11 protein-coding genes are annotated in these 10,468 nt (G+C 66.3%); 9 read left to right on the top strand and 2 right to left on the bottom strand.

Going from position 1 to position 10,468, the window contains the following annotated elements; all coding sequences use genetic code 11:
* The 4 genes from ACQKJZ_RS15715 to ACQKJZ_RS15700 form a co-directional block, all read left to right on the top strand.
* Positions 1-564 (top strand): MlaE family ABC transporter permease (locus tag ACQKJZ_RS15715; protein WP_427732196.1); only part of this gene is annotated, 564 nt, incomplete at its 5' end.
* Positions 564-1,481, top strand: a complete 918-nt coding sequence (locus ACQKJZ_RS15710) for an ABC transporter ATP-binding protein (protein ID WP_312487953.1) — start codon at positions 564-566, stop codon at positions 1,479-1,481. The genes ACQKJZ_RS15715 and ACQKJZ_RS15710, both read left to right, overlap by 1 nt.
* On the top strand, positions 1,481-2,443 hold the full coding sequence (locus ACQKJZ_RS15705; RefSeq protein ID WP_312487951.1) for an MlaD family protein: 963 nt from the start codon (positions 1,481-1,483) through the stop codon (positions 2,441-2,443). Before ACQKJZ_RS15710 ends, ACQKJZ_RS15705 begins: the two co-directional genes overlap by 1 nt.
* A gap of 20 nt (positions 2,444-2,463) precedes the next feature.
* Entirely contained in the window at positions 2,464-3,048 is a 585-nt protein-coding gene (locus ACQKJZ_RS15700) for an ABC-type transport auxiliary lipoprotein family protein (protein WP_312487950.1), read from the top strand.
* Between the two features lie 37 nt (positions 3,049-3,085).
* On the opposite strand, the gene ACQKJZ_RS15695 is transcribed toward ACQKJZ_RS15700, so the two are convergent.
* Positions 3,086-3,928 (bottom strand): HpcH/HpaI aldolase/citrate lyase family protein, encoded by an 843-nt coding sequence (locus ACQKJZ_RS15695; protein WP_427732198.1) that lies wholly within the window; start codon positions 3,926-3,928, stop codon positions 3,086-3,088.
* 180 nt (positions 3,929-4,108) lie between these two features.
* Here ACQKJZ_RS15695 and ACQKJZ_RS15690 point away from each other — a divergent pair, with 180 nt between their 5' ends.
* From ACQKJZ_RS15690 to cyoD, 5 genes are read left to right on the top strand one after another with little or no spacing between them, the layout of a single operon-like run.
* Positions 4,109-4,471 (top strand): hypothetical protein, encoded by a 363-nt coding sequence (locus tag ACQKJZ_RS15690; RefSeq protein ID WP_427732193.1) that lies wholly within the window; start codon positions 4,109-4,111, stop codon positions 4,469-4,471.
* Between the two features lie 51 nt (positions 4,472-4,522).
* A complete protein-coding gene (gene cyoA / locus ACQKJZ_RS15685) occupies positions 4,523-5,410 on the top strand; it encodes a ubiquinol oxidase subunit II (RefSeq protein WP_427732191.1) in 888 nt (295 codons plus the stop codon).
* Positions 5,407-7,419 carry a cytochrome o ubiquinol oxidase subunit I gene (cyoB, locus tag ACQKJZ_RS15680; RefSeq protein WP_427732189.1) on the top strand — a complete coding sequence of 671 codons (2,013 nt, stop codon included), beginning with the start codon at positions 5,407-5,409 and terminating at the stop codon, positions 7,417-7,419. Before cyoA ends, cyoB begins: the two co-directional genes overlap by 4 nt.
* Before the next feature lie 13 nt (positions 7,420-7,432).
* Complete coding sequence (gene cyoC, locus ACQKJZ_RS15675; RefSeq protein ID WP_312487945.1) at positions 7,433-8,068, top strand: cytochrome o ubiquinol oxidase subunit III; 636 nt, start codon at positions 7,433-7,435, stop codon at positions 8,066-8,068.
* Positions 8,065-8,448 (top strand): cytochrome o ubiquinol oxidase subunit IV, encoded by a 384-nt coding sequence (gene cyoD, locus ACQKJZ_RS15670; protein ID WP_312487943.1) that lies wholly within the window; start codon positions 8,065-8,067, stop codon positions 8,446-8,448. Before cyoC ends, cyoD begins: the two co-directional genes overlap by 4 nt.
* Here cyoD and glgX read toward each other — a convergent pair.
* On the bottom strand, positions 8,445-10,238 hold the full coding sequence (gene glgX, locus ACQKJZ_RS15665) for a glycogen debranching protein GlgX (protein ID WP_427732187.1): 1,794 nt from the start codon (positions 10,236-10,238) through the stop codon (positions 8,445-8,447). The two genes, cyoD and glgX, sit on opposite strands and share 4 nt — an antisense overlap.
* Positions 10,239-10,468: the final 230 nt, after the last annotated feature.

Raw genomic sequence — 10,468 nt, 5'->3', positions numbered from 1 at the left:
GTGCAGCTGCGCCAGTTCGGCGCGGAGGTGTTCACGATCAACCTGGTCGGTCGGCTGACGCTTCGCGAACTGGGCGTGCTGATGACCGCGATCATGGTCGCCGGGCGCTCGGGATCGGCCTTCGCGGCGCAGCTCGGCACGATGAAGCTGACCGAGGAGATCGACGCGATGCGCGTGATCGGCGTGTCGCCGATGGAGGCGCTGGTCGTGCCGCGTACCATCGCGGCGGTCACGCTGATGCCGCTGCTCGGTTTCTATTCGTCGCTGATCGCGATGATCGGCGGCTGTTTCCTGGCGGCGGTGTCGCTGGGCATCCCGCCGGTCACCTTCATCGCCCGCATCCGCGAAGTGGTGCCGATCACCGACCTGTATGTCGGCCTGATCAAGGCCCCCGTCTTCGGCGCGATCATCGCGATCGCGGGCTGTTTCCAGGGGATGCAGGTGAAGTCAGATGCCGAGCAGGTCGGCCTGCGCACCACGGCGGCGGTGGTGCAGGCGATTTTCCTTGTGATCGTGCTCGACGCCTTCTTCGCGGTCTTCTTCACTTGGCTCGGATGGGACTGATGGCCGAGCAGGACGAACATCTGATCCAGGTCCGGGGTCTGCGCAACAGCTTTGGCGAGCAGGTCATCCATGACGGGCTCGACCTCGACGTGCGCAAGGGCGAGATCCTGGGCGTGGTCGGCGGGTCGGGCACCGGCAAATCGGTGCTGATGCGCACGATCATCGGGCTCCAGACCCCCGACCATGGCGAGATCACCGTCTTCGGCGAGCCGACGATCGGCCGCGAGGCGACCGAGGCGACCGAGGTGCGCAAGCGCTGGGGCGTGCTGTTCCAGGGCGGCGCGCTGTTCTCGACCTTGACCGTCGCCGAGAATGTCGCGGTGCCGTTGCGCGAATTCTACCGCGATCTGCCCCAAGCGCTGATGGACGAGATCGCGTCCTACAAGGTCGTGATGACCGGCCTGCCGGCGGACGCGGGGCCCAAATATCCCGCCGAACTGTCGGGCGGCATGAAGAAGCGCGCCGGCTTGGCGCGCGCGCTGGCGCTCGACCCGGAGCTGTTGTTCCTCGACGAGCCGACCGCCGGCCTCGACCCGATCGGCGCGGCGGCGTTCGACCAGCTCATCAAGTCGCTCCAGAGAACATTGGGGCTGACCGTCTTTCTCATCACCCATGACCTCGACACGCTCTACGCCATTTGCGACCGCGTGGCGGTGCTGGCCGACAAGAAGGTCATCGCGGTGGGCACGATCGACGAGTTGATCGCGCTCGACCATCCGTGGATCGAGGAATATTTCAAGGGACCGCGCGGTCGCGCCGCCGTCGCCGCCAAGGACGGGGCCGCCGGCATGGCGCCGCGTTCGGCGGACACGGACGCGGCGCGCCACCCCACCGAAGTCGAAGCCCACGCCACCGGCCAGCATAGCCAGGGGAGTGCGGCCGATGCCCATGCGAGAGGCGAAGCAGGGACACGCTGATGGAAACCCGTTCGAACCACGTCCTTGTCGGCTCCGTCGTGCTGATCCTGCTCGCGGTGCTGGCCATCTTCACCGTCTGGATCGCCCGGCTGGGTGGTACGTCGGAGAAGGAATATGACATCTTCTTCCGCCAGTCGGTAGACGGCCTGGCCAAGGGGTCGGCGGTCACCTATTCGGGCGTGCCCTCGGGCCAGGTGAAGGAGATCGCGCTGTGGCGGCCCGATCCGCAGTTCGTGCGCGTGCGCGTCTCGGTCAATGACCAGACGCCGATCCTTCAGGGGACGACCGCGTCGATCTCGGCCAGCTTCACCGGCACCAGCACCATCTCGCTGGATGGCGCGCGGAAAGGCGCGCCGCCGATCGCCTGTCCGCAGCCCGAGAACCGCACCGTCTGTCCGTATGGCGTGCCGGTCATCCCGACCAAGCAGGGCGGCATCGGAGCGATCCTGAACTCCGCGCCGCAGCTGCTGGAACGGCTGTCGACGCTGACCGAACGGCTGACCGGGCTGCTGTCCGATCGCAATCAGGCGTCGATCGCGGGCATCCTCGAGAACACCAACCGCCTGACCGACGCGCTCGCCGATCGCGGGCCGGAGATCGCCGCGACGCTGGCGCAGACCCGCGTGGCGATCCAGCAGGCGGGCGATGCGGCGCAGTCGATCGGTCAGCTGGCGGCGACCACCAACGGCATCCTCGCCGACGAGGTCAAGCCGACCATGGCCAATCTGAACCGGGCCATCGCCTCGGCGCAGAAAAGCGCGGACACGCTGAACTCCGCGATCGGTGATGCGCGGCCAGGTCTCCAGACCTTCTCGAAGCAGACCGTGCCCGAGGTGGATCGCCTGGTGAAGGACCTGCGCGTCATGACCCAGTCGTTGTCGGCGGTGGCCGAGAAGGTCGACCAGCAGGGCGCCGGGTCGCTGATCGGGCAGCAGAAGCTGCCGGACTATAAGGGCAAGTGAGGAAGCCGATGAGGACCGTCATGAAGACTCCGCTGATCGTGATGCTCGCATCGCTTCCGCTGGCCGGGTGCATCAGCTTCGGGGCCAAGCCGCCGCCCTCGCTGATGACGCTCCAGGCGCAATCGGCCCCCGCCGTTGGTCAGACGCAGGACTCCGCCCGCGCCAAGTCGATCACCATCCAGGTGCCGACCACGCCGCAGGAACTGGCGACCGCGCGGGTGCCGGTGCAGGAAGACGCGACCAGCATCGCCTATGTGAAGGACGCGCAATGGGCCGAGCCGCCGGCGCGCCTGTTCGCGCGGCTGATGTCGGACACGCTGACCGCGCGCGAAGGGCGGGTGGTCCTGTCGGCGCGCGAATCCGTAGTTGACGGTGGCGACCGGTTGGCGGGCGAGTTGCGCCAGTTCGGCATGGACGCGGTGCGCCGCGATGCGGTGGTGGTCTTCGACGCCTCGTTGATGCGAAACGGACAGACCGCGATCGAAAAGCGCCGCTTCGAGGCGCATGTGCCGGTCGGCCGGATCGATGCCGACAGCGTCGGCCCGGCACTGAACCAGGCGGCGAACCAGGTCGCGCAGCAGGTGGCGGACTGGGTGGGGCGGTAATTGTGACCCATCCTCCCCGGCGAGGGGAGGAATGGATTTAGTCCGCTTTCGCGATTGCCAGCACCCGTTCCGCCTCGGTGAGATGCAGTCGCTCGACCATCTGCCCGTCGAGCCGGATCGCGCCCAGCCCGGCATGCGCGGGCTCGGCGAACGCCGCGACCACCTTGTGCGCCCAGGCGATTTCGGCCGCATCCGGGCCAAAGCCTTGATGCGCGGCGGCGATCTGGTTGGGGTGGATCAGCGTCTTGCCGTCAAAGCCCAATTGCCGCCCCTCGGCGCATTCCTCCGCCAGCCGATCGGGGGCGTCGAGCGCGTTGCAGACGCCGTCCAACGCGATCAGGCCCACCGCGCGCGCGGCGACGACGATCTGGACGCGCAGCGGCCGCAGCACGTCCGGTGAGGGGGGCGAGGGCAGGCGCATGTCCTTGGCGAGGTCGTTGGTCCCCGCGACTAGGCAGGTCAGGCCCAGCTCCGCCGCCGCCCCGGCGAGTACGGGAAGCGACAACACGCCCCGACACGTCTCGATCATCGCCCAGAGCGGCACGTCCGGCCCCAGCGCCCGCCGTGCCGCCGCTAGTGTGGCGACATCATCGACTTTAGGGATCAGCACCGCTGAGGGTCGCGCATCGGCCAGCGCGGCCAGATCATCGTTTGCCCACGGCGTCCCCAGCGCGTTCGTACGTACCACCAGCACCCGTTCGCCAAAGCCGCCTTCGCGCACCGCCGCGACCGCCATGTCGCGCGCCGCCGCCTTCGCATCGGGCGCGACCGCATCCTCCAGGTCGAGGATCACGGCATCGCTGTCGAGCTGGCGCGCCTTGGCGATGGCGCGGGGGTTGGAGGCGGGCAGGAAGAGGGCGCTGCGCAAAGTGACGGTCATGGCGCGAACATAGGCGGCGGCGATGCCCCATGCCATTGGCGAAATGATCACGACGCACCATGTGATGGAATGAAACACGGGGAGGATGGCGTGGCTGCACCGATGATGCTCGCAATGGGGATAATGGCAGCGTTGATACTTTTGCGGTGCCATCCTGACTTGCCGGTCAGTCATCGGCTGATGCGACTGGCCGTCGATCCCGTCGCGCGGCTGCTCAATCGGACGACGCCGGGACAATGGGCGATCATTCTGGGCGGTGTCGCCGTGATCGGATTGGCCGTCTGGTTCGAGGTCGATGAAATCCGCATGCTGGCGGGGATGGGCGGTTCGGTCGGGGAGATCGCGACGTTGGTATCCACCCTCGAATGGGGTGGGTTGGTCGAACTTGCGATGGCGGGACTTGTGTCGCGCTCGATGCTCGCGCGCCTGCCGGTCCTGCGCCATTTCCGGCGGCGTAGCGGCCGTGACGCCGTCCGGGCGCGCAGGCCAAGCGCATCGGCGAATGACGACGGAGAGGCGGAGCCCGCCCGACTGGCGGCCTGATCCCCTATTTCATGCATGGAACGAAAGCCCCTGCCTGTCGTTCAGGGGGCAATGGTCCGTAGACAGCGCCTGGCCGATCGTCTCGCGCACTCTACGCGCCTCGGCCCCTGTCTGGTCCTCGCGGCCTGCGAACCGGGTATTCTGAACCCGGCCGGGCCGATCGCGGCGGGCGAGCGCAGCATCTTCTTCAATTCGCTGGCGGTGATGCTGGCCATCGTCGTGCCGGTGATCGCGTTGGCCTTCGCGTTCGGCTGGTGGTTCCGCGCTGGCAACAGTCGTGCCAAGCATCTGCCCGAATGGGCCTATTCGGGGCGGCTGGAGCTGCTGGTCTGGTCGATCCCGGCGCTGGCGATCATGTTCCTGGGTGGCATCGCCTGGATCGGCAGCCACGACCTCGATCCGCCCAAGCCGATCGCGTCCAAAGCCAGAACGATGACGGTCGAGGTCGTCGCCACCGACTGGAAATGGCTGTTCCTCTATCCCGAACAGGGGATCGCTACGATCAACCGGCTGGTCGTGCCGGTCGGGACACCGGTCAGGTTCCGCATCACCTCGGCAGGCGTCATGAACAGCTTCTTCGTACCGCAGCTGGGCAGCCAGATCTATGCGATGTCGGGGATGGATTCGACGCTTCACCTGCGCGCCGACAAGGCCGGGCGCTATCGCGGGCTGTCGGCGCATTATAGCGGGGAGGGCTTTGCCGATATGGACTTCTTCGTCGATGCGGTGCCGCAAGCGAGCTTCGACCGCTTCGTGGCGACCGCGCGCGGAGGGCGGGGCAAGACGCTCGACTGGAACGAATTCGTCGCGATGGCCCGGCCCAGCCGCAATGTCCGCCCCGCCAGCTATCCCCGGCTCCAGCCCGGCCTTTACGACCAGATCGTCATGAGGAACGGCGCGCCCGAGGCGGAACGGGCCGAGGACGGGCGCGAGCAATGAGCCTGACCGGCAAGCTCGGCTGGGACTCGATCCCGTTCCACGAACCGCTGCCCCTGGTGTCGGCGGGCGTCATCGGCCTGGTGCTGCTGGGCGTCTTCATCTGGGTCTGGCGGCACGGGCATCTGCCCTACATCTGGAGCGAATGGATCACGAGCGTCGACCATAAGCGGATCGGTGTCATGTACTGCCTGCTGGCGGGCGTCATGCTGCTGCGTGGTTTTTCCGATGCGCTGCTGATGCGGTCGCAACAGGCGATCGCCTATGGCAATGAGGGCTATCTGCCGCCGGATCACTACGACCAGATTTTCTCGGCGCATGGTACGATCATGATCTTCTTCGTGGCGATGCCGTTCATGATCGGGTTGATGAATTTCGTCGTGCCGCTGCAACTCGGCGTGCGCGACGTGGCGTTCCCGACGCTCAACTCGGTCAGCTTCTGGCTGACGTGCAGCGGCGCGCTGCTCATCAATATGAGCCTGGTCATCGGCGAATTCGCCAAGACCGGCTGGCTGGTCTATCCGCCCTTGTCCGAACTGCGCTTCTCACCCGGTGTCGGCGTCGATTACTATCTCTGGGCGCTGCAGATATCGGGGATGGGAACGTTGCTGTCCGGCGTGAACCTCGTCACCACCATCTTGAAGATGCGCGCACCGGGCATGGGATACAGCCGGATGCCGATGTTCACCTGGACCTCGCTGGCCTCCAACCTGCTGATCGTCGCGGCCTTTCCGGTGCTGACCGCATGTCTGGCGATGCTGATCCTCGACCGGTATCTGGGCTTCCATTTCTTCACGCCCGAGGCGGGCGGCAACCAGATGATGTTCGTCAACCTCATTTGGGCCTGGGGCCACCCGGAAGTCTATATCCTGATCCTGCCCGCGTTCGGCGTGTTTTCGGAGATCATCTCGACCTTCTCGTCCAAGCCCTTGTTCGGCTACCGATCGATGGTGATCGCGACCATGGTGATCTGCATCCTGTCGTTCATGGTCTGGCTGCACCATTTCTTCACAATGGGAGCAGGTGCCGATGTGAACGGTTTCTTCGGCATCACGACGATGATCATCGCGGTGCCGACGGGTGTGAAGGTCTTCAACTGGTTGTTCACCATGTATGGCGGGCGCATCCGTTATACGTCGATGATGCTGTGGTCGATCGGGTTCATCGTGACCTTCGTGATCGGCGGCATGACCGGCGTGATGCTGGCGGTACCGCCGGCTGACTTCGTGCTGCACAACTCGCTGTTCCTGGTCGCGCATTTCCATAACGTCATCATCGGCGGGGTGCTGTTCGGGGCCTTTGCGGGCTTCACCTTCTGGTTTCCCAAGATGTTCGGCTTCACGCTGGACGAGACCTGGGGCAAGCGCGCCTTCTGGCTGTGGATCAGCGGTTTCTACGTCGCCTTCATGCCGCTCTATGTGCTGGGCTTGATGGGCATGACGCGGCGGATGCAGCATTATGACGTGCCCGGCTGGCATCCCTGGCTGCTGGTCGCGGGCGTCGGCGCGCTGCTGATCGCGGCGGGCATCGCCTGCCAGGTCATGATGCTCTACGTGTCCATCAAGACCCGTAAGGACCGGATCGACGAGAGCGGCGACCCCTGGGACGGGCGCACGCTGGAGTGGATCACAAGCTCCCCGCCGCCCGCCTTCAACTTCGCGGTGCTGCCCGATGTGAAGGGCGAGGAGGCCTATTGGGGTATCAAGGCGGAGGCGCGCGAAAACCGCCGCCTGTCCGATCGTCCCGATTACGAGGCCATCGAGATGCCCCGCAACTCGCCGACCGGGATCGTCACGGCCTTCTTCGCCACCGCCATGGGGTTCGCGCTGATCTGGCATATCTGGTGGCTGGTGATCCTAGGCTTCTTCGGTGCCTGGGGCACCTTCATCGTCTTCGCCTGGCGCGACAAGGCCGAGTATGAAATCCCGGTCGAGGAGGTCGAACGGCTCGACCAGGCACGCCGCCGCAGCAAGGCGACGCTACTCGATCTGCCCGAAGAGGCCCTGTCATGAACAAGGGCGTGTCGTGAGCCAGACCGCGCAGAAGCATGACCCCAACAAGCTGGGGCGGGGCAGCGAGCCCAACCCGGACGGCCCCGCGCCCAAGCGGGTGGTGGTGTCGTACGGTTTCTGGATATTCCTGCTTTCCGACTTCATCCTGTTCGCCTGTTTCTTTGCCGCCTATGCGGTGTTGAAGGATGCGACCGCCGGCGGACCGTCGGGCAAGGATGTGTTCGAGCTGCCCCTGGTGAAGGCCGAGACGGCGTTGCTGCTGCTCTCCAGCTTCGCCTGCGGACTGGCGGGGATCGCGACGCTGGCGCGCGACATGCGCTGGTTCCAGATCGCGATGGCGGCGACCGGATTGCTGGGCGCCGGGTTCCTGGCGCTGGAGGCCTATGAGTTCCTTCACCTGATCGGCGAGGGGCATGGCCCGGCGCGCAGCGCGTTCCTCTCAGCCTTTTTCGCGCTGGTCGGGTGCCATGGCCTGCACGTGACGCTTGGGCTGCTCTGGCTGACCACCATGATGGCGCAGGCCTGGGCCAAGGGGTTTCGTGAGGACATTCTACGCCGCATCCTGTGCTTCAGCCTGTTCTGGCACGCGCTCGACATCATCTGGGTCGCGCTGTTCACCATGGTCTATCTGATGGGAGTGCGTGGATGAGCGAGCGGCCGGCCGAGGAAATGGCCCGCGACGAAACCGCGCCCGGCGAGGATGCCGAGCGGGATTCGATCGTCGGCGGCATCCGCAGCTATGCGGTCGGACTGGCGGCTGCCGCGATCCTGACGGCGGCGTCCTTCGCGCTCGTCCAGTTCGACATCGTCTGGGGACCCGCCGTACCCGCCGCGCTGGTCGCGCTGGCGATCGGGCAGATGGGGGTGCATCTGGTCTTCTTCCTCCACATCACGACCGGGCCGGACAACACCAACAACGTGCTCGCGCTGCTGTTCGGTGTGCTGATCGTGGCGCTGGTGCTGCTGGGGTCGATCTGGATCATGGGGCATCTGAACCACAATCTGATGGGGCCGATGGCGACGCCCTAGCTGGCGATCGCCTTGCCCCGGAGCGCGGATGCGCCTTGCGCCCGGTCGAAGCGCAGGATCAGGTTGTCGGCACCGGCCGGAAGATGCACGGCAAAGCCATCGCCGTCCCAATCGCCGGGCCCCATGAGATCACCGGACAGCGTCCGCCATTCGGCCTCTGTGAGCCAGGCCGTCCAGTCGAGCGGCGTGCTCCGGCGAAAGGCGCTCAACGCCGCGACGAAATCCTCCAGCGCCTCGTCGCGGTTTTCCCAGTCTAGCCAGGTCGTTTCGTTATCCTGGGCATAGCCATTGTTATTGCCCCGCTGGCTGCGGCCGAACTCGTCACCGGCGGTCAGCATCGGGGTGCCGCGCGACAGGAACAGGGTCGTCAGCATCGCCCGGATCGACCGTGTGCGCGCGGCGGCGATGACGGGATCGTCGCTCAAGCCTTCGACGTCGTGGTTCCATGACACTTCATCGCCATGCCCGTCGCGATTGTCCTCGCCATTGGCGTGATTGTGGCGGGCGGCATAGGCGGTCAGGTCGGCGAGGGTAAAGCCGTCATGCGCCGCGACGAAATTGACCGAGCGGCTGGACGGGCCGGTAAAGACATCCGCCGAGCCCGCGATCCGCGTCGCCAGATCGCCGCTGCGCCCGTCTCCGCGCCAGAAGCGGCGGACCTGATCGCGGTATCGGTCATTCCACTCCAGCCAATGCTCGGGGAAGTTGCCGAGCTGGTAGCCGCCCGGGCCGATGTCCCAAGGCTCGGCGATCATGACGCGGGTCGAGAGGATCGGATCGGCGGCGATCTCGGCGAAGATCGGAGCGTCGCGGTCGAACCCCGGTCCGCGCGCGAGCACGGGGGCCAGGTCGAAGCGGAACCCATCCACTCCGGCCCGTGCGAAATGGCGCAGGCTGTCGAGGATCATCGCGCGGACGCTTGGGCGGCTGGCGTCGAGCGTGTTGCCGGTACCGGCGTCGTTGATCAGCGTGCCGTCCATCGTCCGGGCATAGACGTCGGGATCGAGCCCGCGAAAGGACAGGGTCCCGCCCTGCACGTCGCTTTCGCCCATATGATTGAAGACGAGGTCGAGGATGACGCCGATTCCCGCCGCGCGCAGCACCGCGACCGTCGCGACCAGTTCGGCGACACCGCCCGGCACCCGCGTCGGGCAAAGCGCCATCGGCACGACCGGATTATAGCCCCAGGCATTGCGCAGCCCCAGGGGCGGCAGATGCCGCTCGTCGATCGCGGCGGTGATCGGCATTAGCTCGACCGCCGCCACGCCCAGCTTGTGCAGATGTTCGACCGCCGCCGGATGCGCCAGCGCCGCCAGCGTGCCGCGCTGGGCCGGCGGAATGCCGGGGTGGCGCATGGTGAAGCCGCGCACATTGAGCTCGTATATCAGCCCGCCCGGCCGGAACAGCGGCGGGTCGGGGGTGGCGGTCGGCGGGGCGATCACGCGGGCGCGGGGGACGATGTCGGCGGTGTCCTCGCCATAGGTGCCGAGGCGTGGCGACTGCACGAAGGGGCGGTCGAGTTCGCGGGCATAAGGATCGATCAGCAGCTTGGCGGGATCGAACCACAGATTGCGTGACGGGTCGTATGCCCCATGCGCTCGATAGCCATAAAGGTGATCGGCGCCGGGGACCGTGGCGCTCCACACATCGCCATCGCGGGTCATGGGGATTCGGCGTTCGTCGGGGCCGTCGAGCAGGCACAGTTCCACCCGCTCGGCGGTCGAACGCACGGCGAAGCGGGTGCCGCCGGAAACCGGCGTCGCGCCGAGGGGGAATGGCTGATTCGTCATGGTGACAGCATTGCAATTCCTCCCCTGCAAGGGGAGGGGGACCAGCGAAGCTGGTAGAGGGGTGTCGCCGCTGGTGAGTGCGGTATGACCTCGCAATTGGCGACACCCCTCGGTCAGTCCTGCGGACTGCCACCTCCCCTTGCAGGGGGACTGTTCACCGTGGCTGCTTTTCGGGTTCTTCTTCGTTCTGGTGATTTGGAACAGGGAGGATGGAATGCGATGTCCGGTTT

This window comes from Sphingomonas sp. NPDC019816, assembly GCF_050274375.1.
Taxonomy (GTDB): Bacteria; Pseudomonadota; Alphaproteobacteria; order Sphingomonadales; family Sphingomonadaceae; genus Sphingomonas.
The sequence above is the reverse complement of the archived record's forward strand: the minus strand, read 5'-3'. Positions and strand labels throughout refer to the sequence as shown.

Excerpts from the sequence above, each read along its gene's own strand:
- ACQKJZ_RS15710 (WP_312487953.1), top strand. The coding sequence starts at position 564 with ATGGCCGAGCAGGACGAACATCTGATCCAGGTCCGGGGTCTGCGCAAC.
- ACQKJZ_RS15705 (WP_312487951.1), top strand. The coding sequence starts at position 1,481 with ATGGAAACCCGTTCGAACCACGTCCTTGTCGGCTCCGTCGTGCTGATC.
- ACQKJZ_RS15700 (WP_312487950.1), top strand. The coding sequence starts at position 2,464 with ATGAAGACTCCGCTGATCGTGATGCTCGCATCGCTTCCGCTGGCCGGG.
- ACQKJZ_RS15695 (WP_427732198.1), bottom strand. The coding sequence starts at position 3,928 with ATGACCGTCACTTTGCGCAGCGCCCTCTTCCTGCCCGCCTCCAACCCC.
- ACQKJZ_RS15690 (WP_427732193.1), top strand. The coding sequence starts at position 4,109 with ATGCGACTGGCCGTCGATCCCGTCGCGCGGCTGCTCAATCGGACGACG.
- cyoA (WP_427732191.1), top strand. The coding sequence starts at position 4,523 with ATGGTCCGTAGACAGCGCCTGGCCGATCGTCTCGCGCACTCTACGCGC.
- cyoB (WP_427732189.1), top strand. The coding sequence starts at position 5,407 with ATGAGCCTGACCGGCAAGCTCGGCTGGGACTCGATCCCGTTCCACGAA.
- cyoD (WP_312487943.1), top strand. The coding sequence starts at position 8,065 with ATGAGCGAGCGGCCGGCCGAGGAAATGGCCCGCGACGAAACCGCGCCC.
- glgX (WP_427732187.1), bottom strand. The coding sequence starts at position 10,238 with ATGACGAATCAGCCATTCCCCCTCGGCGCGACGCCGGTTTCCGGCGGC.